We start from the raw sequence: 20047 nt of genomic DNA, 5'->3' as shown, positions 1-20047 counted from the left end.
TACCCGTCTTCAGGAGCCCCCGATGCCGCGCCGCCTTATCCTGCTGAGCCCGTTGATCTTGAGTACGTCGATCGCCCTCTCCGCCTGCCGGCTGGAGTACAACCACGGCAGCGGTGGCGGCGGCAACACCACACCCATCGCCACCGTCCAGGTGATCGGCCACCGCGGTGCGCCGGCATTGCGGCCGGAGCACACGCTCGCCTCGTACCAGAAGGCCATCGACGACGGCGCCGACATCATCGAGCCGGATCTCGTCTCCACAAAGGACGGCGTGCTGGTCGCGCGGCATGAGAACGAAATCTCCGGCACCACCAATGTGGCCGACGTGCCGGGCTTTGCCGGCCGCAAGACCACCAAGACGATCGACGGCCAGAGCGTCACCGGCTGGTTCACGGAAGACTTCACGCTCGGCGAATTGAAAACGCTGCGCGCGCGGGAACGCATCCCGACCATTCGCCCCGACAACGTCGCCTACAACGACCAGTTCGACATCCCCACGCTCGACGAGATCATTGCGTTGGCGCGCGACCAGTCCGCCAAGCTCGGCCGCAACATCGGTATCTATCCGGAGACGAAGCATCCGACGTATTTCCAGTCGATCGGGCTGCCGCTGGAGGACAAGCTGATCGACGGCCTGCGCCGCGATGCTTTCACCGCCAGCCGCACGACGGTCTATATCCAGTCGTTCGAAGTCGCCAACCTCAAGGCCATCCGCAACAAGATCGGCAGCAGCCAGCCCAACTGGAAGCTCGTGCAGCTCATGGGCAGCGCCAGCAAGCAGCCGTACGACTTCGTCGTCGCCAAGGACACGCGCACCTTTGGCGACATGATGACCAGCCAGGGCATGCGCGACATCGCCGTATACGCCAACGGCGTCGGGCCCGAGAAGAACAGCATCATGGGCCTGGACGCTAACGGCCGCCTCACCGACCCGACCGACCTGATCCGCAACGCGCACAACGCCGGGCTGGTGGTCCACCCCTACACCTTCCGCCCCGAGAACACCTTCCTGCCGCCGTCGCTGCGCAGCGGCGCGGACAACACGCGCAACGTGAGCGGCTCGATCACGGAGATCCAGGCCTTCCTGCGCGCCGGTGTTGACGGCTTCTTTACCGACGACCCCGCCGTCGGGCGGCAAGCCGTGTCGACGTTCAAGCGCTGAGGCTGGTTCGGCATCGGCTACACTGCGTCCCGTTTTGGAGGAACCCCAACCATGATCGGACGCATCGCCGGGACGCTGATCGAAAAGAACCCGCCGCACCTGCTGGTCGATTGCCACGGCGTCGGCTACGAGATCGACGTGCCGATGAGCACGTTCTACAACCTGCCCGCCACCGGCGCGCCAATCGTGCTGCTCATCCAGCAGATCGTGCGCGAGGATGCGCACCTGCTCTATGGCTTCGGCACCGCGGCTGAACGCGAGACCTTCCGCCAGCTCATCAAGATCTCCGGCATCGGCGCGCGCATCGCGCTGGCGGTGCTCTCGGGCATGTCGGTGGCCGAGCTCGCGCAGGCCGTGACGCTGCAGGAAGCCGGGCGGCTGACGCGCATCCCGGGCATCGGCAAGAAAACGGCCGAGCGCCTGCTGCTCGAACTCAAGGGCAAGCTTGGTGCGGACCTCGGTGCGGTACCGGGCGGCCCGGCCGTCTCGGACGACGCGGTGGATGTACTCAACGCCTTGCTGGCGCTGGGGTATTCCGACAAGGAAGCGGCGCTCGCCATCAAGCAAGTGCCAGCTGGCACGGGCGTGTCGGAAGGCATCAAGCTGGCGCTCAAGGCGCTCTCAAAAGGCTGAAGCCTGGGCGATGGCGAGGCGGTAAAATGGCCCGTTCGCGCGCCTTTGTACCCTCCGCCCGCGCCGTCTGCCCCTCATGATCGAAACCGACAAGCTCGCCGCCAAGGCCGTCTCTGCTGAGCGCATCATCTCAGCGTCCCCCGCCTCCCCCAACGAGGAGGCGTTCGAGCGCGCGCTGCGCCCCAAGCTGCTCGACGAATACGTCGGCCAGGAAAAGGTGCGCGGCCAGCTCGACATCTTCATGACGGCCGCCAAGAAGCGTCAGGAAGCGCTGGACCACGTGCTGCTGTTCGGCCCGCCGGGTCTGGGCAAGACGACGCTGGCGCACATCATTGCGCGCGAGATGGGCGTCAACCTGCGCCAGACCTCCGGCCCCGTGCTGGAGCGCCCGGGCGACCTAGCCGCGCTGCTCACCAACCTCGAAGCCAACGACGTCCTCTTCATCGACGAGATCCACCGGCTCTCGCCCGTGGTGGAGGAAATCCTGTATCCGGCGCTGGAGGACTACCAGATCGACATCATGATCGGCGAGGGCCCGGCGGCGCGCTCGGTCAAGCTCGATCTGCAGCCGTTCACGCTGGTGGGCGCCACCACGCGCGCCGGCATGCTGACCAACCCGCTGCGCGACCGCTTCGGCATCGTGGCGCGGCTGGAGTTCTATACGCCGAGCGAACTGGCGAAGATCGTCACGCGCTCGGCCGGCCTGCTTCATGCACACATCGCAGAAGACGGCGCACTGGAAATCGCCAAACGCTCGCGCGGCACGCCTCGGATCGCCAACCGCCTGCTGCGCCGCGTGCGTGACTACGCCGAGGTGAAGGCCGATGGCGTCATCACCCGTGAAGTCGCCGACGCCGCGCTGGCGATGCTCGACGTGGATGCGGTCGGCTTCGACCTGATGGACCGCAAGCTGCTTGAAGCGATCCTGCACAAGTTCAACGGCGGGCCGGTCGGCATCGACAACCTGGCCGCCGCCATCGGCGAAGAGCGCGACACGATTGAAGACGTGCTCGAGCCGTACCTGATCCAGCAGGGCTATCTGCAGCGCACGCCGCGCGGGCGTATGGCCACGGCTTCGGCGTACCAGCACTTCGGGCTGGGCGCCCCCAAGGGCGACCTCTGGGACGGCAACAACTAACACTCTGCCTAACGCCTGCCATGACCACCCCAAGTCCTCAGCGCAACTTCCGCTACTACGACTTCGTCATGGCAGCCTTTGTGACGGTGCTGCTGTGTTCGAACCTGATCGGCGCGGCCAAGGCGGCACAGATCACGCTACCGATCATCGGGCCGGTCACGTTTGGCGCTGGCGTGCTGTTCTTCCCCATCTCGTACATCTTCGGCGACATCCTCACCGAGGTGTACGGCTACGGCCGCGACCGCCGCGTGGTGTGGGCGGGGTTCGCCGCGCTGATCTTCGCGTCGTTCATGTCGCTGGTGGTGCTGGCACTGCCGGTGGCGCCGTTCATGGCCGACTACCAGAAGAGCCTGAACGACGTGTTCGGCAACACCCCGCGCATCGTCGCCGGGTCGCTGATCGCGTTCTGGTGCGGCAGCTTCGCCAACAGCTACACGCTGGCGAAGATGAAGATCGCTACGGAAGGGAAATGGCTGTGGACGCGCATCGTCGGGTCCACGGTGGTGGGCGAGGCGGTGGATTCGTCGCTGTTCTACGTGATCGCCTTCTACGGCATCTGGCCGCACGAACAGGTGCTGCGCGTGGCCATCGCGCAATACATCCTCAAGACCGGTTGGGAGATCGTGGCGACGCCGCTCACCTACCGCGTCGTCGCCTTCCTCAAGCGCGCCGAGAACGAGGATTACTACGACCGCGATACGGACTTCACACCGTTCCGGCTCAAGGTGTAGCCCTTCGCCCTCCGAGGCTCACGCTCGAGCCTCCCAACGCCGCGCACGGCGTTTGCAGCTCGACGTGCCAAGCTCTGAGCTCCAAATTTCCGAGCTTGAACCGTCGTGTGCCGAGTTATGAACGCCGACGCTCGGGTTCTGAGCGCGACGCGCCGGCGTCTGGACTCGACACGCCGCCTTCGGAGCTCGGAAATGTCGAGTTCAGGAGGCGACGCTCCAGGTTCCGTACTCGACATTCCGCGTTCTGGACCCGACGTTCGGGGTTCTGAACCCCGCGTTCCGGGCTCCAGACTCCAAGCCCGGGGTTCTGACCCCAGGGTTCCAGGCTTTGGAACCGGCCTTCGGCGTTCTGAACCCGACGGATGCGCCGTCGGTGCTAGGGCACGCGGCGGTCCACTTCGTCGAGCACCAGCAAATCCAGGTGCGCGACATCGCCCCACTGCAGCACGGTCAGTTGATGACCATCGGACGAGAGCCGGTTGATGCTCGCGTTGCGCAGTTCATGCTGACGCGGCGCGGTGAGCGCCATGGCGTTGGCGTGGCGGTACAGGCAATCGAGCACGCCGCCGTGGCTGACCAGCGCGATGCGCTCGCCGGGGTGGCGGCGGATCAGGCGCAGCGCGGTTTGCACTGCGCGCTCGTGGAATGCGTTGAGGGTCTCGCCGCCGGGCGGTGCGAACTCGGGCACGCGATTCTGCCAAGCGTCGAATTCCGCCGGATGCTGCTCGGCGACCTCGGCGTAGGTCAGGCCTTCGAACTGGCCGTAGTGGCGCTCGCGCAGACCCACATCGTCACGCACGGTGGCGCCCACCCGATCGGCGAGCGCCTGCGCCGTTTGCTTGGCACGCGATAGGTCGCTCGCATACACCGCATCGAACCGCTCACCTGCAAGCGCCTTGCCCAGTTGCGCGGCTTGCTCCAGCCCTTGCACATTCAGCGGCACATCGAGCTGGCCCTGCAGGCGGCGCTCGCGGTTCCAATCGGTCTCGCCGTGGCGGACGAGCACGATGTGGGTAATCTGCGGCATCGGCAGGGGGATGGCGGCGGCGCGTGGCATCACGGGTTCCTGAGCAGGTCAGACAGATTTGGCCGGTTCCGGCGCGGCAGCGCGCACCACCTGCGGCGCGATCTGCAGCCAGAACGTGACCGGGCCATCGTTGACGAGCGACACCTTCATATCCGCGCCGAACTCGCCGGTGGCGACGATGGGGTGCTGTGCGCGAGCCCGCGCCACGAAGTGCTCATACAGGCGGCGGCCATCTTCCGGCGCCGCTGCTGGCGTAAAGCTCGGGCGCGTGCCGGACTTGGTATCCGCTGCCAGCGTGAACTGCGACACAATCAGCAAGCCGCCTGCCTGACCATTGCCGTCGATGTTGCGCACGGGCAGGTTCATCTTGCCCTGCGCATCCGAGAAGACACGGTAGTTCAGCAGCTTCTCCAGCAGGCGGTCGGCTTCGGCAGGGGTATCACCGCGTTCGGCACACACGAGCGCAAGCAGGCCCGGGCCGATCTCGCCGACGACGCGGTCATCCACGCGAACGGCCGCTTCCGACACACGCTGGATCAGTCCGATCACGACAGCACCACGCGCGCAAAGCGGCGCTTGCCGACCTGCATGACGAACGTGCCGGCTTCCACCTTCAGCGCCTTATCGCTGACGACGGTGCCGTCGATCTTCACGCCGCCCTGCTCGATGTTGCGGTTGGCATCCGACGTGGACGGGCACAGGCCCGCCTGCTTGAGCAGTTGCGCGATGCCCAGCGGTGCGCCCGACAGCTCGATCTGCGGAATGTCGTCCGGCACGCCACCGCGTGCGCGGTGGTTGAAGTCTTCCAGCGCGCGCTCGGCATCGGCCTGGCTGTGGAAGCGCGCGACGATCTCCTGCGCCAGCAGTACCTTGCAATCGCGCGGGTTGCGGCCCAGCGCAATCTCCTGCTTCATCAGATCGATTTCGGCCAGCGGGCGGAACGACAGCAGCGTGTAGTACGTCCACATCAGGTCGTCGGAGATGCTCATCAGCTTGCCGAACATGTCGTTCGGCGCCTCGCTGATGCCGACGTAGTTGCCCTTGGACTTGGACATCTTTTCCACGCCGTCCAGGCCCACCAGCAGCGGCATGGTCAAGATGCACTGCGGCTCCTGGCCGTATTCCTTCTGCAGTTCGCGGCCGACCAACAGGTTGAATTTCTGGTCGGTGCCGCCGAGCTCGAGGTCGGACTTGAGCGCGACCGAGTCGTAGCCCTGCATCAGCGGGTAGAGGAATTCGTGCACCGAGATCGGCACGCCGCCCTTGAAGCGCTTGGTGAAATCATCGCGCTCCATCATGCGGGCGACGGTGTAGCGCGACGCCAGCTGGATCATGCCGCGCGCGCCCAGCGGGTCGCACCATTCGCTGTTGTAGCGGATCTCGGTCTTGCTCGGGTCCAGCACCATGCTGGCCTGGCGGTAGTAGGTCTGCGCGTTGGCCTCGATCTGCTCGCGCGTGAGCGGCGGACGCGTCGAGTTGCGGCCAGACGGGTCACCAATCGTCGACGTGAAATCGCCGATCAGGAAGATCACTTGGTGCCCCAGGTCCTGCAACTGGCGCATCTTGTTGAGCACCACGGTGTGGCCGATGTGGATGTCGGGCGCGGTCGGGTCCAGGCCGAGCTTGATGCGCAGCGGCACGCCAGTGGCGGCGCTGCGGGCCAGCTTCTGTTCCCAGTCGGCCGCCACGAGGAGTTCATCGCAGCCGCGCAGCGACACTTCCATCGCGTGGAGCACCTCCGGCGTCACCGGATATTTCGGTTTGCCCGGCGTGGCGCTATCAGAAACGGGGGATGCGGGTGCGGCGGAAGCGTCAGGTGCGGTCATGGCAAAAAGAAAGGTCACCGCGCCGCAGAATGGAAAGCGGCGCGAACGGATCAACAATCAGGGAAACCGGTGCGTGCGCGATGGCCGACATCGAATCCAACGGGCCGGCTGCGCAATCCCGTGATTTTACCGTGATGTGCCCATCCGGCCCGCGCATTGCACGGGTATGCGCTGGTAAGCTGTCGCGCATGAAGCATCCCAACGACACCCCTGTCCGCAGCGATCGCTACATCGGCCTGATGTCCGGCACCAGCCTGGACGGCGTCGATGGCGTGCTGGCGGACTTTTCCGGCGAGCACCCGGCCGTGCTGGCCGACGCGTACGTGCCCTTCTCGCCTGAATTGCGCGAGCGCTTTCTGGACCTGCAGCACGCCGGCCACGACGAGATTCACCGCGAAGCGTTGGCCGCCAATGCGCTGGCCGCAGTCTACGCAGAATGCGTCGCCAAGCTGCTCGCCGCCACCGGCCTGACCCCGCATGATGTGCGGGCCATTGGCGCGCATGGACAGACGATCCGCCATCAGCCCGGCGCGCACGATGGCGTTGGTTACACGCGCCAGACGCAGCACGCCGCGGTGCTGGCCGAGCGCGCCGGCATCGACGTCATCGCCGATTTCCGCAGCCGCGACATCGCCGCCGGCGGCCAGGGCGCGCCGCTCGTGCCGGCGCTGCACCGCGCGCTGTTCGGCCTGCCCGACGCGTGGCGCGTGGTCTGCAATATCGGCGGCATCGCCAACCTGACCGTGCTGCCCCCGCAGGCAACGGACGCGCGCGACGCCGTGCTCGGCTTTGATAGCGGCCCCGGCAACGCGTTGATGGACCACTGGGTCCACACGCACCAAGGCACCCGTTATGACGTCGATGGCGCCTGGGCCCGCACCGGCCACATCGACGCGACGCAGCTCTCACGCCTGAAGGCCGAACCGTTCTTCGCCGCGCCGCCGCCCAAGAGCACCGGCCGCGATCTGTTCAATCCGGCGTGGCTGCAACGGACGCTCGGCGATGCGCTGAATACCGCCCGCCCCGAAGACGTACAGGCCACGCTGCTCGCGCTCACCGCCGACACCATCGCCGATACCGTGCGCGCGCATGCGCCGCAGGCGGCGTCGCTGCTGGTCTGCGGCGGCGGCGCACGCAACGGCGCGCTGATGGCGCGTATCGCGCAGCAACTGCCCGGCGTGCAAGTCGCCCCGACCGACGATTTCGGTGTGCCCGCGCATCAGGTCGAGGCGCTGGCCTTTGCTTGGCTCGCACGGCAGTGCGTGCGCCGCGCCCACGGCAATCTGCATACCGCGACCGGCGCCTCTGGCGGCCGCATCCTCGGCGCGATCTATCCGGCTTGAGTGTCGGATCAGCAGGCAACAAAAAAGCGCACCGAAGTGCGCTTTTTCTTTGGCAGCGATGCCGCGTCAGACCGAGAACGACGAGCCGCAACCGCAAGTGGTCGAAGCATTCGGGTTCTTGATGACGAACTGCGCGCCGTTGATGTCTTCCTTGTAGTCGATCTCGGCGCCCACCAGGTATTGGTAGCTCATCGAGTCGATCAACAGCGACACGCCATTCTTGGTCATGGTCGTATCGTCTTCGTTGGTCTCTTCGTCAAAGGTGAAACCGTACTGGAAGCCCGAGCACCCGCCGCCCTGCACAAACACGCGCAGCTTCAACGCCGGGTTGCCTTCCTCTTCAATCAGTTGCTTGACCTTGTCCGCAGCGCTGTCGGTAAAGACCAGCGGAGCCGGAACCTCGTTCACATCGGGCGTGGCTGCCTGCGCGACTGCGTTCATGAAAAATCTCCTGTGGGATGCGTCTGAAACTTGCCTGTATTTTAAGCGCAAGCTGCAAATCGTGCCGAAGCCCCGCATTTCAAGTGGGCATTGTGCGGTGCGCCAGCAACGGCCGGCACACGGTGTGATCAGTCCTGGTTCGATGCCAGCTTCAGATTGGGCAGCAACTTCACATCGCCGGGTGCGGCGTGCGTCAGCGTGCCCATGACGACGGCGCCTTGGTGCATTTCCAGCGCGGCGTATTGGACGTTGCCCTCGATACGCGCCTTCGGCTGCAACTCCAGCAGCTCGGCCACATGCACCGGACCGACCACCGTGCCGTTCAGGATCAGGTGCCCAACATGCACTTCGCCTTCGACGCGTGCACTGTCGGTAATCACCAGCATGCTGGGCTTGTCGGGATCACCATAAATGTTGCCCTTGATCTCGCCGTCGATCCGCAAACCGCCGGAGAAGCGCAGATCCCCCTCCAGCTTGGTGCTGGCCCCCAGCAGCGTTTCGATCGCCAGCCCTTTCTTTTTGCCAAACAGCATCGTCGACTCCTCTATGTACGGATCATCGACAGGACTACGCCCGTCAGATAGAAAAACTCTGGCTCGCCTTGATCTTGCCGTTCTGCAACACCTTCACCATCACCGACTTCACCGTTGTGCCTGCCGGCACATCCACAGCACCTTCCAGACGCTGATAGTGCGTGAGCTTGACACGGGTGGCTGTGGCAGCCGCCCCGCCGGCCGCCGACCCCGGGAAATCGATCGTAGCAGGTTTGCCCCCCTGCACCACGTTCAGCGTGAGGGCCAGTTGCCCCTCGAACTCGGAGACCGGCGCGAACGCCTTGCCGCCGCCTTGCATGAGCAACACGCGGAAGCGCAGGTGCGTCGGCTGCGCCTCGTCCGGCGCGATGCGGAAACTGCGCACGTAGATCCCAGCGGAATTGGTGGGCGCGGGCAACAGACTGTCGAAGAAGGCCAGATCCTCCTTCAACTGCGCGTTCTCGGTTTCCAGTGCCTTGAGTTGCTCGGCCATCTGCGCCTGCGCGCCTTCAGCCATGCCCAGGCGGGCATCCACGGTGCCGGCGGACGCGGCGAGCTTGTCGCGCTCGGCCTGCACGGCAGCCAGCTTGGCGGTCAACTCGCGATTCATCGCGCGCAGGTCGCTGTCGTGCGGCCCCGTCAGGCGGCGCCCTTCTTCGAAGGCCCACAGCGCCGCCGCTGCGGCGATCCCCAGTACCACCGCAATCAGCAGAATCGTCACCGGCCATGGCAATCGCGAGCGTACGGTGACGTTTGGGGCGAGCACGGAAGCGCGACGCAATAAGCGACGCGCCTTCATACGCTCGCCTCCTGATCCGCGTTGCGAATCAGAATCGGATTAGGCGAAACAGCGGATTGCATCATAAGGACCAAACGCTAACGAAATGTGAATTGTAGTCCCACCGACATGTCGGAGCTGTTGCAAAGGGTAAGCGAGGCGCCGAAATGATCACGCTGTTTGATTGGCGCGCTCAAAACAAAAAACCACACCCAAGGGTGTGGTTTCTTGCTGAAGCAGCAGGAAGCGGATTAACGCTTCGAGAACTGCTTGGCGCGGCGGGCCTTACGCAGACCAACCTTCTTACGCTCGACTTCACGTGCATCGCGCGTCACCAGACCTGCCTTCGACAGGGTCGGCTTCAGCGTTGCATCGTAGTCGATCAGGGCGCGGGTGATGCCGTGACGCACGGCACCGGCTTGGCCGGTTTCACCGCCGCCGACCACGTTGACTTTGATGTCGAACGTAGCTGCGTGGTTGGTCAGCTCCAGCGGCTGACGCACGATCATCAGCGAGGTTTCACGAGCGAAGTACTCGTTGATGACCTTGCCGTTCACAATGATGTCGCCCTTGCCGGACTTGATGAAGACACGTGCCACAGCGCTCTTGCGGCGGCCGGTGCCATAGTTCCAGTTACCGATCATGGATGTGGCCCCTTAGATTTCCAGCGCTTTCGGCTGCTGTGCTTCGTGCGGATGCGTGCCTTCGGCGTAAACCTTCAGCTTCTTGATCATCGCGTAGCCCAGCGGACCCTTCGGCAGCATGCCCTTCACAGCCTTTTCCAGGGCGCGGCCCGGGAAACGCTGCTGCATCTTGCCAAACGTCGTTTCGTAGATACCGCCCGGGTAGCCCGAGTGGCGATAGTACTTCTTGTCGGTCGTCTTGGCGCCCGTCACGCGCAGCTTGGCTGCGTTGATGACGATGATGAAATCGCCCGTGTCGACGTGCGGAGTGAATTCGGGCTTGTGCTTGCCGCGCAGTCGGTGTGCCACTTCGCTGGCGACACGCCCGAGGACTTTGTCCGTCGCGTCAATCACGAACCAATCGCGCTTCACCTCATGCGGCTTTGCGGAAAAGGTCTTCATGATTTTTCCAAAATTTGAGTCAGTGCCCGAGTGGACCCGTATCGCGCGTTGACTGCTCACGAACGGATCGTCTTTTGCTGCCTGTTTTTCCGCGGGCAATCCGGAAAAGATTTCAATTATACCCCGCAAGCAGCCCTTGACACAAGGAAAAAGGTGCGCCGCGACTGTAGGGACGAAAAAAAACCCAAGCTATTGAGCTTGGGTTTGAATCCACCAAAGGAGGAGGGTGGAGGAGACACCTGCTGATCGTTGACTTGGTGGGTTGCACCGCATCAGCCGATCCAATGGTGCAAATTATACCCATTTCTGGGGCAGGCGCAAGGAAATTTGCACTACGAAATCGCATTTCGTAATGCGGAAAGCACGCAGGCGCACACCTGGCCCAAGTGATCTTTTAATAATCAATGAGTTAGTGAAATTCAGCCTCGTGGATGATGTTGCCCGCTAGAGACTTTCTTCGAATCCCAGCCCAATTTCGGTGCAAAGAAGGCGGGTTGCACCTTTCCACATGAATGTCCGTGTCAACACGAGATCACCCTAGGGCGCGCAGCCGGGTTCTGCGTGGGTCGCTACAATGTGGCTTTTCGTCGGCGCTGGCCGACTTCTGCTCAAGGATTGGACATGGATTGCACAGTCACCTGGACCGGGCCGGACGGCATGGCCTTTTTGGCGGAAACCGGAAGTGGCCATCTCGTCACCATGGATGGCGCACCGGATGGCGGTGGCCGCAACCTTGCGCCGCGCCCGATGGAAATGGTGCTGCTGGGCACCGGCGGCTGCACCGCCTATGACGTGGTGCTGATCCTCAAGCGCGGACGCCAGGACGTGCAGGGTTGCAGCGTCAAGCTGCATGCTGAGCGCGCCGAGACCGACCCGAAGGTCTTCACGCGCATCCATTTCACCTTTACGGTGACAGGGCGCAACCTGAAGCGGGAAACGGTGGAACGTGCGGTGCAGTTATCGCACGAGAAGTACTGCTCGGCGTCGATCATGCTGGCCAAGACGGCCGAGATCACGCACTCGCTGGAACTGGTGGACTTGGCCACACAGCCAACGGCATCGGAATAAGAAGCGAAGCGAACCGATAAGCCGGATTCTGTGCGCCGCATGGCCGAAACCAGCGGCGTGACAACCATTCCTCTAGACCGGCTGTTGCCAGCCGGCTCAAGCTCCCTACCCGCAGACTCAGCGAGCCGCTTCATCGCCTGCTTACTTGGGATTGCTCCGGGTGGAGGTTACCGCGTTTCACCCTTCGCCCTGACCGAAGCCGGGGCGAAGACTCGTCTCTGTGGCCCTATTCCGCACGTCACCGTGGATGGTCGTTAGCCATCACCCTGCTCTATGGAGTCCGGACTTTCCTCCCCTTGTGCTCGCCGAGGCGGCACAAGCAGCGGTTGTCTGGTCCGCTTCGCGAGGCGCGAGTCTAGCACTAATCAGGTACCACTCGCCGCCGTCCGGGGCGAAAGACGGTCGTATCTAGATAAAAGCCGACATCTTCATTGGCATCGCACCAACCGGGGATGCCCATGACGGGCAGCGGGCGGAAATCGCGGGGCGTCAGTTCGGTAGTGAATAGCGTGTCCGCGAGAACAGCATCGAGCGATGCGCGATCCGCCGACAGTGCAGCCACGCGCATCGGCCACGCATGCGCAGTGATCGACTTGTACGGCGCGACCAGCTTTTCCAGCAAGGCATGGCCGAATGGCAGAACGATGCAGGACGCACCCCATGCTGCCCTGCCCTCGGCAAACAAACCCCGCCAATCGAAACCCGTCAGGCAGCGTTCGGGCGCGTCGTCGGTGTGCAGGAAGATGAGCGCATTCTCGTCGAACAGCGTGGCGGCATCGCGGACGGTGCCGCGGGCCGCGCCGATTCCCTCCTGCGTGATGGCCCGCGCCTGACGCGCATTGAGCGCCGCCTTGGCGCGGGGCCAGTGCAGCCAGATCAAGGCGTTGAAGAAATCGTGGAGGTTGTCGCGCGTGGGGACTTCGCCGGTTGCGGCGATGTGCGCTTCGTAGGCCGTGCCGGTAGGCAACGCGCTTTGCGGGACGAAGCGCAAGGCATGACCGCCGGATGCGCAGATCGCCCGTGCTGCGGGATGGGCGTTCAGTGCATCCCGGAGGTCGGCGCCGACCGCAATCGCGTCTGCGATGGGGGCACCGACCTGGGCAAGCGGTGCGAACGCTGGATGCGTCCAGTCGATCGCACCGAGAGCTTCAGCCAGCAATTCAGACCGCTCAGACAGATTTCCAGCGCAGCATTTCGCCGCCACGCAGCGGCACGAGCGTTTGCTCGCCGAACGGCACTTCCGCCGGCAACTGCCATTGCGAGCGCGTGAGCGTGAGCGTGCCGGCGTTGCGCGGCAGGCCGTAGAAGTCCGGGCCGTGCAGGCTGGCAAAGCCTTCGAGCTTGTCGAGTGCGTTGGCGTCTTCAAACGCCTCGGCGTACAGCTCCATGGCGTGCAGCGCGGTGTAGCAGCCGGCGCAACCGCAGGCGTGTTCCTTTACGCCCTTGGCATGCGGCGCGCTGTCGGTGCCGAGGAAGAAGCGCGGGTGGCCCGAGGTGGCCGCGGCCACCAGCGCCAGGCGGTGCGTCTCGCGCTTGAGCACGGGCAGGCAGTAGTAGTGCGGGCGGATGCCGCCAACAAAAAGCGCGTTGCGGTTGTACAGCAGGTGATGCGCGGTGATGGTCGCGCCGACGGGCCCTTCCGCATCGCGCACGTATTCGGCGGCGTGCTTGGTGGTGATGTGCTCGAACACGACCTTCAGCGCGGGGAAATCGCGGCGCAGGGGCAGCATCACGGTGTCGATGAAGACGGCTTCGCGGTCGAAGATGTCGACGGTCGGGTCCGTCACTTCGCCGTGCACGAGCAGCGGCATGCCGACTTCCTGCATCGCTTCGAGCGTCTTGGCGCAGCGGCGCAGGTCCGTGACGCCGGCATCGCTGTTGGTGGTGGCGCCGGCCGGATACAGCTTCACCCCGTGGATGAAACCGCTGGCCTTCGCCTCGCGGATCACCTCAGGCGACGTGTTGTCGGTCAGGTACAGCGTCATCAGCGGCTCGAACTGCGTGCCAGCCGGCAGCGCGGCGAGGATGCGATCGCGGTAGGCGCGTGCCTGCGCGGTGGTCGTCACCGGCGGCTTGAGGTTCGGCATGATGATCGCCCGGCCGAACTGGCGCGCGGTGTCGCCCACCACGTCGGCGAGCGCATCGCCATCGCGCAGGTGCAGGTGCCAGTCATCGGGGCGGACGATTGTGAGGGTGTCGGTCATGGTGTTGCAGCCTTCAGATGCGGAATGCAGATTCAAAGAATGAGGATGACGCGGTAATCGTTGACGTTGGTGCGCGTCGGGCCGGTGACGATCAGGTCATCAGCGGCGGCGAAGAAACCGTAGGCATCGTGTGCGTCCAACGCGGCGCGGGCGGCGACGCCCTTGGCGGCAGCGCGGGCGACGGACGCGGGATCGAGCAGCGCGCCCGCATTGTCCTCCGATCCGTCGATGCCGTCTGTATCGGCGGCGAGCGCGTAGACGTTGTCCATGTCTTCGAGGGTGACGCCGAGCGAGAGCAGGAATTCCGCGCAACGCCCGCCGCGGCCGCCGGTCAGGCCTGGCGGGATCGTTACCGTACATTCGCCGCCGGAGATGAGCGCGACCGGCGTGGTGAACGGCGTGCCGTGCTGGCGAATTTGCCGCGCCAACGCGCCATACACCTGGGCGACCTCGCGCGCCTCGCCGGTGACAGTGTCGCCGAGGATGGCGGTGTGGATGCCGCGCGCCGCGAACACGTGTGCGCCGGCCCGCAGGCTTTGCTGCGCCGTGGCGATAACGTGATTGGCGACGCGCGTGAAGCAGGCGTCGCCGGGCTTGGGCGTTTCGGCAATCTCCCCACGTGCGCCGCGCTCAAGGTGGATGCGCACGGTATCCGGCATCTGCGCGCCCCAGCGTTTGAGGATGGATAGCGCATCGGCATAGGTGCTCGCATCGGGCACGGTCGGGCCGCTGGCGATGGCACTGGGGTCATCGCCGGCCACGTCGGAGACGATCAGCGTCGTCACTGGCGCGCGCGATGCGGCAGCCAGACGCCCGCCCTGAATACGCGACAAATGCTTGCGCACGATGTTCATGTCGGTGATCGGCGCGCCGCAACGCAACAGCTCGCGCGTCACCGCCTTCAGATCCGCCATCGGGATGTCCTCAGCGGGCAGCGACAGCAAGCTCGAACCGCCGCCCGAGACCAGCACGATGAGGTGATCCTTCTCAGTGAGGGCCGAGACGCGCTCCAGGATTTCCTGCGCAGCCTGTTCACCGGCTTCATCGGGCACGGGGTGGCCGGCTTCGATCACGCGGATGTGCGCGGTCGGCAGGCCATGGGCGTAGCGCGTGACGACCACCCCTTCGATCTGCGCGCGGCCGGCATAGGCCTGCTCGACCGCCAGCGCCATCGACGCAGCCGCCTTGCCGGCGCCGACCACCAGCGTCTTGCCCCCGGCATGCGGCGGCGGCAGAAAGCCGGCGACGATCTTTAGCGGGTCAGCCGCGCTCACGGCCGCAGCGTAGCTCTCCAGCAAAAGGGCTCGGGCGGCGGCGCGATCAAGCTTCATGGGGACGTCCAGTTGGGCGAGGTTGGGCGGGAGTTAGGCAAACGAGGATGCTACGTTTGGTGGCAATTCTGGCGGGATGCGGCTTGAGCGCAACGGCAGGCGGCTCAGCCGGCGCCGCGAACGCCAAGTCGCTTGGCACCCCCCGCGCCCGGCAGGATAATGACTATTTTATTGCATCCGACTTTTTCCCCCACCATGTGCCAGCTGCTGGGCATGAACTGCGCCGAACCAACCGATGTGACGTTCTCGTTCACCGGGTTCGCCGCGCGCGGTGGCGTGACCGACCACCATGCCGACGGCTTTGGCGTCGCCTTCTTCGAAGACAAGGCCTGCCGCCTCTTCATCGACAACCAGTCGGCCGGCACCTCGCCGGTGGCCGAACTGGTCAAGCGCTACCCGATCAAGTCGAAGAACGTCATCTCGCACATCCGCAAGGCGACGCAGGGCACGGTGCGGCTGGAAAACTGCCACCCGTTCATGCGGGAGCTGTGGGGGCGGCACTGGATCTTTGCGCACAACGGCGATCTGAAGAACTTTTCGCCGTTCCTCTCGGGCGTCTACCAGCCCGTGGGCGACACCGACAGCGAGCTCGCCTTCTGCTACATCATGCAGTCGTTGCGCAAACGGTTTCCGGGCTCCCAACCGCCGCTCAACGAGCTGTTCTACGCGCTGTCCGATATCACCAAGGAAATCACGCGCTACGGCGTGTTCAACTTCCTGCTGTGCAACGGGCAGGCGCAGTTTGCGCATTGCTCGACGCGGCTGTATTACATCGTGCGGCAGTGGCCCTTCTCGACGGCGCATTTGATCGACGCCGACATGACGATCGACTTCGCCAAGTACACAACGCCCGCCGACCGCGTGGCCGTGATCGCCACCGCGCCGCTCACCGACAACGAGGTCTGGACCCAGTTCGTGCCGGGCGAGTTGCTGATGTTCGAATCGGGCCAGGCCACCATGGCGACCAAAGTGCCGATTCCGGAAGCGGTACAGATTGCCAACGCCGCCAACACGGCCTGCACCTGACGCGATCGTCGCCCAATAAAAAACCGCTCCCGAAGGAGCGGTTTTTTCGTTGCCTGAGACCTTCGCTTAATGCGAGAGGATCTTCGACAGGAACTGCTTGGCGCGGTCCGAGCGGGCGTCAATGTTGCCGAAGAACTCTTCCTTCTCGCAGTCTTCAACAATGCGACCTTGGTCCATGAAGATCACGCGGTTGGCGACCTTGCGCGCGAAACCCATTTCGTGGGTCACGCACATCATGGTCATGCCTTCCTTGGCCAGTTCCACCATCACGTCGAGCACTTCGTTGACCATTTCCGGGTCCAGCGCGGAAGTCGGCTCGTCGAACAGCATGCAGATCGGGTCCATCGACAGCGCACGGGCGATGGCCACGCGCTGCTGCTGACCGCCCGACAACTGGCCCGGGTACTTGGCCGCATGCGCCTTCAGGCCCACGCGATCCAGGTACTTCAGGCCCTTGGCCATCGCCTCTTCCTTCGAACGGCCCAGCACCTTCTGCTGCGCGATCGTCAGGTTTTCGGTAATCGACAGATGCGGGAACAGCTCGAAGTTCTGGAACACCATGCCCACGCGCGAACGCAGCTTCGGCAGGTTGGTGCCCTTGGCGCCCACCGAGGTACCGTCGACCAGGATCTCGCCCTTCTGGAACGGCTCCAGCGCGTTGACGGTCTTGATCAGCGTGGACTTGCCCGAACCCGACGGGCCGCACACCACCACCACCTCGCTCTTCTTCACGCTGGTGGTGCAATCGGTCAGCACCTGGAAGGCGCCATACCACTTGGAAACGTTCTTGATCTCGATCATTGGGTCACCTTCTTCTGAAGTCGCTTCACCAGCACGGAGGCGCCGAAGCAGATCACGAAATAGCACAAGCCGGCAAACAGCAGCAGTTCGACGATACGGCCGTCGCGCTCACCGATGTTGTATGCCTGCGTAAAGAAGTCCGACAGCGCGCTCACATACACCAGCGACGTATCCTGGAACAGGACAATCGCTTGGGTGAGCAGCAGCGGAATCATGTTGCGGAACGCCTGCGGCAGGATCACCAGGCGCATGGCCTGGCCGTACGTCATGCCCATCGCATAGGCCGCGAACATCTGCCCGCGCGACACGCTCTGGATACCGGCGCGGATGATTTCCGAGTAGTACGCCGCCTCGAACAGTGCGAAGGCGACCAGCGCGGACGTCATGCGCATGTCGGTGGCCGGCGACAGGTTGAAGATCTTCTGCAGCACCTGCGGCACGATCAGGAAGAACCACAGCAGCACCATCACCAGCGGGATGGAGCGGAAGAGGTTCACGTACGCCTGCCCGAACCACTGCAGCGGCTTGATGCCCGACAGGCGCATCATCGCCAGCAGTGTGCCCCAGACGATGCCGACCAGAATGGCCGTGCCCGTGATCTCCAGCGAGAGGAGCATCCCCTCGCCGAGCACGCGCATGTTGTCGGCGTTGACGGATGAGAAATCGAAGTGATAAGCCATGAAGTGTCCTCGCCTCGATTACTTGCCGCCGATGAAGCCAGGCAGCCGGGAACGTGCTTCCACCCAGCGCATCAGGCCCATGACAGTCAGGTTGATCAGCATGTACATCAGCGTCACGGCGATGAACGACTCGTACGGCTGCGCGGTGTAGTCCACCAGTTGGCGGCCTTGTGCGGCAAGCTCGAGCAAACCGATGGTCGATGCCACGGCGGAGTTCTTGAAGATGTTCAGAAACTCGGAAGTGAGCGGCGGCACGATGATGCGGAACGCCATCGGCAGCATCACATGACGATACGTCTGTGCCAGCGTGAAGCCCATCGCCAGACCGGCGTTGCGTTGGCCGCGCGGCAGCGAGTTGATACCCGAGCGCACCTGTTCGCACACACGCGCCGCGGTAAAGGTACCGAGGCACAGCATCGCGCTCAGGAACATCGCCGTAGCTGGGTTCATCTGCTTGATGTAGTCGCCGCCCGGCACGAGTTCAGGCATGACGAAGTACCAGATGAAGAGCTGCACGATCAGCGGAATGTTGCGGAACAGTTCCACATACGCCGCGGCAAAGCCCGACAGCCACTTGTTCGGCACGGTGCGGAGCACGCCGAGCACGGAGCCGATGACCAGCGCGATGATCCAGGCGGAGAGACCGAGCACAACGGTGGTCTTCAAGCCTGACAGCAGCCAGTCGAGATAGGTCTGATTCTGGGCGGCTTCCGTAAAGAAGACGCCCCAGTTCCAGTGGTAATTCATGATGGTTCCCCTCTGCGCCTGCCCCCTCCTGCTGCGCGTCCTGATCTTGGCTTGCGATGCGCGCCACACGCGGTGTGCGGCGATGCTTCCCAGGCCAACGTCGGACCAATCGCTACGGACGGGAACAGACTCCTAAAAAGAAACGGAAGGGGATGACCTGTTGACCGGTCTTTGCCTTCCGTTTCGATGACGCTTCTTTCAGGCCCGTTGAGGGAGCCGATCAGTCAAGAGCCTTGTCGTTCGGGTTCTTGATCAGCGCCTTCATGTCGTCCGACAGCGGGAACTCCATGTTCACGCCCTTGGGCGGAACCGGGGTCTCAAACCACTTCTTGTACTCGGCGTTGATCGTGCCGTCCTTCATCATGCCGGCGATGGTCTTGTCGGCCAGGGCCTTGAACGGCTTGTCATCCTTGCGGACCATGCAACCGTAGGCTTCGCGCGATTGCGGCTTGGCCACGACCACCCAGTCAGCCGGGTTCTTGGCCTTGGCACGCTCGCCGTACAGCAGGGCGTCGTCCATCATGAAGGCAACAGCGCGGCCCGACTCCAGCGTCAGGAACGACTGACCGTGGTCCTTCGTGCTGATGATGTTCATGCCCAGCTGCTTTTCGTCGTTCATCTTGCGCAGCAGGCGTTCGGACGTCGTGCCGGCGGTGGTCACAACGTTCTTGCCCTTCAGGTCAGCCCAATCCTTGATGCCCGAATCCTTCTTCACCATGATGCGCGTGCCGATGATGAAGATGGTGTTCGTGAAGGCAGCCTGCTTCTGGCGCTCGAGGTTGTTCGTGGTCGAGCCGCACTCCAGATCGATGGTGCCGTTCTGCAGCAGCGTGATGCGGTTCTGCGAGGTGACCGGAATTTCGTTGATCTTCAGATCTTTCAGGCCGAGTTGCTTCTTCACGTCCTCAGCGATCTTCGTGGCAACGTCGTACGAATAGCCGATCGTGCGGACACCGCCGACGTTGTAGCTGAACGGAATCGACGAATCGCGTACGCCCAGCGTGATGGTGCCGGTGTCTTTGATCTTCTTCAGCGTACCAGTCAGCTCTTCTGCGTGCGCAGCGCCGCCGAATGTACCCACAGCGACACCAACGGCAGCAAGCACAGTTGCCAGCTTGGCGAGGTTCATGAAAGTCTCCTTTTGACCATGAAAGAGAAAGACGGGACTGTACCAAAAAACCTATAGCGGCAGTATTGGTGTTGCCACTACATCGTTGAATCGAACGGAGTTTTTTCCTTGGGCGGGGCCTTGCCGAGCCCCCTGCGTTCCGAGCCATCGGACAGATTGCGTCGCGCCCTTCCGGAAAACCGGATACATCACGCAGCCGCCTGTTGCCGACCGACTCTGCACGATCGGCACGCAAGTGCGATCGCTTGAGCGGGTGGCTGCTAACTACTCAGGAAAACCAAAGGGAGAACCGTCTGCCCGATGTGCGCTCTCTGTCGCTTACACGAACCCGACTGGAGAATAGAAGAAGGGCGACGACATCATC

Annotated in this window: 23 protein-coding genes and 1 other RNA gene; 7 read left to right on the top strand and 17 right to left on the bottom strand. The window is 63.8% G+C overall.

Annotated features, from left to right (window positions below; genetic code table 11):
• The first annotated feature begins 22 nt into the window (after positions 1–22).
• From ACN9M1_RS02185 to ACN9M1_RS02170, 4 genes are all read left to right on the top strand, one after another.
• Positions 23–1162, top strand: a complete 1140-nt coding sequence (locus ACN9M1_RS02185; protein WP_426397001.1) for a glycerophosphodiester phosphodiesterase — start codon at positions 23–25, stop codon at positions 1160–1162.
• 51 nt (positions 1163–1213) lie between these two features.
• Positions 1214–1795: a Holliday junction branch migration protein RuvA gene (ruvA, locus tag ACN9M1_RS02180; RefSeq protein ID WP_104655438.1), complete on the top strand. Its 582-nt coding sequence runs from the start codon at positions 1214–1216 to the stop codon at positions 1793–1795.
• A gap of 76 nt (positions 1796–1871) precedes the next feature.
• Positions 1872–2933 carry a Holliday junction branch migration DNA helicase RuvB gene (gene ruvB / locus ACN9M1_RS02175; protein ID WP_426397000.1) on the top strand — a complete coding sequence of 354 codons (1062 nt, stop codon included), beginning with the start codon at positions 1872–1874 and terminating at the stop codon, positions 2931–2933.
• A 20-nt stretch (positions 2934–2953) separates the two neighbouring features.
• Positions 2954–3664 (top strand): queuosine precursor transporter, encoded by a 711-nt coding sequence (locus ACN9M1_RS02170; protein WP_426396998.1) that lies wholly within the window; start codon positions 2954–2956, stop codon positions 3662–3664.
• A 376-nt stretch (positions 3665–4040) separates the two neighbouring features.
• On the opposite strand, the gene ACN9M1_RS02165 is transcribed toward ACN9M1_RS02170, so the two are convergent.
• The 4 genes from ACN9M1_RS02165 to ACN9M1_RS02150 form a co-directional block, all read right to left on the bottom strand.
• Positions 4041–4721, bottom strand: coding sequence for a histidine phosphatase family protein (locus ACN9M1_RS02165; RefSeq protein ID WP_426396996.1), 681 nt, complete (start codon positions 4719–4721; stop codon positions 4041–4043).
• Positions 4722–4739: 18 nt separating this feature from the next.
• Complete coding sequence (gene dtd / locus ACN9M1_RS02160) at positions 4740–5240, bottom strand: D-aminoacyl-tRNA deacylase (protein ID WP_426396994.1); 501 nt, start codon at positions 5238–5240, stop codon at positions 4740–4742.
• Complete coding sequence (gene tyrS / locus ACN9M1_RS02155) at positions 5237–6415, bottom strand: tyrosine--tRNA ligase (RefSeq protein ID WP_426398778.1); 1179 nt, start codon at positions 6413–6415, stop codon at positions 5237–5239. The genes dtd and tyrS overlap by 4 nt, the downstream gene beginning before the upstream one ends.
• A gap of 88 nt (positions 6416–6503) precedes the next feature.
• A complete protein-coding gene (locus tag ACN9M1_RS02150; RefSeq protein ID WP_426396993.1) occupies positions 6504–6707 on the bottom strand; it encodes a hypothetical protein in 204 nt (67 codons plus the stop codon).
• On the opposite strand from ACN9M1_RS02150, the gene ACN9M1_RS02145 reads away from it, so the two are divergent.
• Complete coding sequence (locus ACN9M1_RS02145; protein ID WP_426396991.1) at positions 6706–7860, top strand: anhydro-N-acetylmuramic acid kinase; 1155 nt, start codon at positions 6706–6708, stop codon at positions 7858–7860. The genes ACN9M1_RS02150 and ACN9M1_RS02145 overlap by 2 nt on opposite strands.
• Positions 7861–7926: 66 nt before the next feature.
• Here the strand turns inward: ACN9M1_RS02145 and erpA are convergent, their stop codons facing one another.
• The 5 genes from erpA to rplM form a co-directional block, all read right to left on the bottom strand.
• Entirely contained in the window at positions 7927–8301 is a 375-nt protein-coding gene (gene erpA / locus ACN9M1_RS02140; RefSeq protein WP_252676715.1) for an iron-sulfur cluster insertion protein ErpA, read from the bottom strand.
• Positions 8302–8429: 128 nt separating this feature from the next.
• Positions 8430–8834, bottom strand: a complete 405-nt coding sequence (locus tag ACN9M1_RS02135; protein WP_426396989.1) for a bactofilin family protein — start codon at positions 8832–8834, stop codon at positions 8430–8432.
• Between the two features lie 43 nt (positions 8835–8877).
• The gene (locus tag ACN9M1_RS02130; RefSeq protein WP_426396987.1) at positions 8878–9633 is read right to left on the bottom strand and encodes a DUF6776 family protein; all 756 of its coding nucleotides are present in this window, start codon (positions 9631–9633) and stop codon (positions 8878–8880) included.
• A gap of 230 nt (positions 9634–9863) precedes the next feature.
• Positions 9864–10256: a 30S ribosomal protein S9 gene (rpsI, locus tag ACN9M1_RS02125; RefSeq protein WP_426396985.1), complete on the bottom strand. Its 393-nt coding sequence runs from the start codon at positions 10254–10256 to the stop codon at positions 9864–9866.
• Between the two features lie 12 nt (positions 10257–10268).
• The gene (rplM, locus tag ACN9M1_RS02120) at positions 10269–10697 is read right to left on the bottom strand and encodes a 50S ribosomal protein L13 (RefSeq protein ID WP_426396983.1); all 429 of its coding nucleotides are present in this window, start codon (positions 10695–10697) and stop codon (positions 10269–10271) included.
• A 621-nt stretch (positions 10698–11318) separates the two neighbouring features.
• On the opposite strand from rplM, the gene ACN9M1_RS02115 reads away from it, so the two are divergent.
• Complete coding sequence (locus ACN9M1_RS02115; protein WP_426396981.1) at positions 11319–11765, top strand: OsmC family protein; 447 nt, start codon at positions 11319–11321, stop codon at positions 11763–11765.
• Position 11766: 1 nt separating this feature from the next.
• On the opposite strand, the gene rnpB is transcribed toward ACN9M1_RS02115, so the two are convergent.
• From rnpB to ACN9M1_RS02095, 4 genes are all read right to left on the bottom strand, one after another.
• An RNA gene (rnpB, locus tag ACN9M1_RS02110) (RNase P RNA component class A) lies at positions 11767–12107 on the bottom strand.
• Positions 12108–12126: 19 nt separating this feature from the next.
• Positions 12127–12921 carry a DUF3025 domain-containing protein gene (locus ACN9M1_RS02105; RefSeq protein ID WP_426398911.1) on the bottom strand — a complete coding sequence of 265 codons (795 nt, stop codon included), beginning with the start codon at positions 12919–12921 and terminating at the stop codon, positions 12127–12129.
• A 13-nt stretch (positions 12922–12934) separates the two neighbouring features.
• Positions 12935–13969, bottom strand: coding sequence for a dihydroorotase (gene pyrC / locus ACN9M1_RS02100; protein ID WP_426396980.1), 1035 nt, complete (start codon positions 13967–13969; stop codon positions 12935–12937).
• A 32-nt stretch (positions 13970–14001) separates the two neighbouring features.
• Positions 14002–15300, bottom strand: a complete 1299-nt coding sequence (locus ACN9M1_RS02095) for a glycerate kinase type-2 family protein (protein ID WP_426396978.1) — start codon at positions 15298–15300, stop codon at positions 14002–14004.
• 195 nt (positions 15301–15495) lie between these two features.
• Between ACN9M1_RS02095 and ACN9M1_RS02090 the strand changes: the two genes are divergently transcribed.
• Positions 15496–16326, top strand: a complete 831-nt coding sequence (locus tag ACN9M1_RS02090; protein ID WP_426396976.1) for a class II glutamine amidotransferase — start codon at positions 15496–15498, stop codon at positions 16324–16326.
• A gap of 66 nt (positions 16327–16392) precedes the next feature.
• Here the strand turns inward: ACN9M1_RS02090 and ACN9M1_RS02085 are convergent, their stop codons facing one another.
• The 4 genes from ACN9M1_RS02085 to ACN9M1_RS02070 all read right to left on the bottom strand — a co-directional run bounded on the left by ACN9M1_RS02085 (position 16393) and on the right by ACN9M1_RS02070 (position 19683).
• On the bottom strand, positions 16393–17127 hold the full coding sequence (locus ACN9M1_RS02085; protein WP_048934006.1) for an amino acid ABC transporter ATP-binding protein: 735 nt from the start codon (positions 17125–17127) through the stop codon (positions 16393–16395).
• Entirely contained in the window at positions 17124–17807 is a 684-nt protein-coding gene (gene gltK / locus ACN9M1_RS02080; protein WP_048934005.1) for a glutamate/aspartate ABC transporter permease GltK, read from the bottom strand. Before gltK ends, ACN9M1_RS02085 begins: the two co-directional genes overlap by 4 nt.
• An 18-nt stretch (positions 17808–17825) precedes the next feature.
• Entirely contained in the window at positions 17826–18554 is a 729-nt protein-coding gene (locus ACN9M1_RS02075; protein ID WP_426396974.1) for an amino acid ABC transporter permease, read from the bottom strand.
• Positions 18555–18774: 220 nt separating this feature from the next.
• Entirely contained in the window at positions 18775–19683 is a 909-nt protein-coding gene (locus tag ACN9M1_RS02070) for a glutamate/aspartate ABC transporter substrate-binding protein (RefSeq protein WP_426396973.1), read from the bottom strand.
• Between the last annotated feature and the right edge of the window lie 364 nt (positions 19684–20047).

It is taken from the genome of Ralstonia sp. R-29 (assembly GCF_049913345.1).
Taxonomy (GTDB): domain Bacteria; phylum Pseudomonadota; class Gammaproteobacteria; order Burkholderiales; family Burkholderiaceae; genus Ralstonia.
The sequence above is the reverse complement of the archived record's forward strand: the minus strand, read 5'-3'. Positions and strand labels throughout refer to the sequence as shown.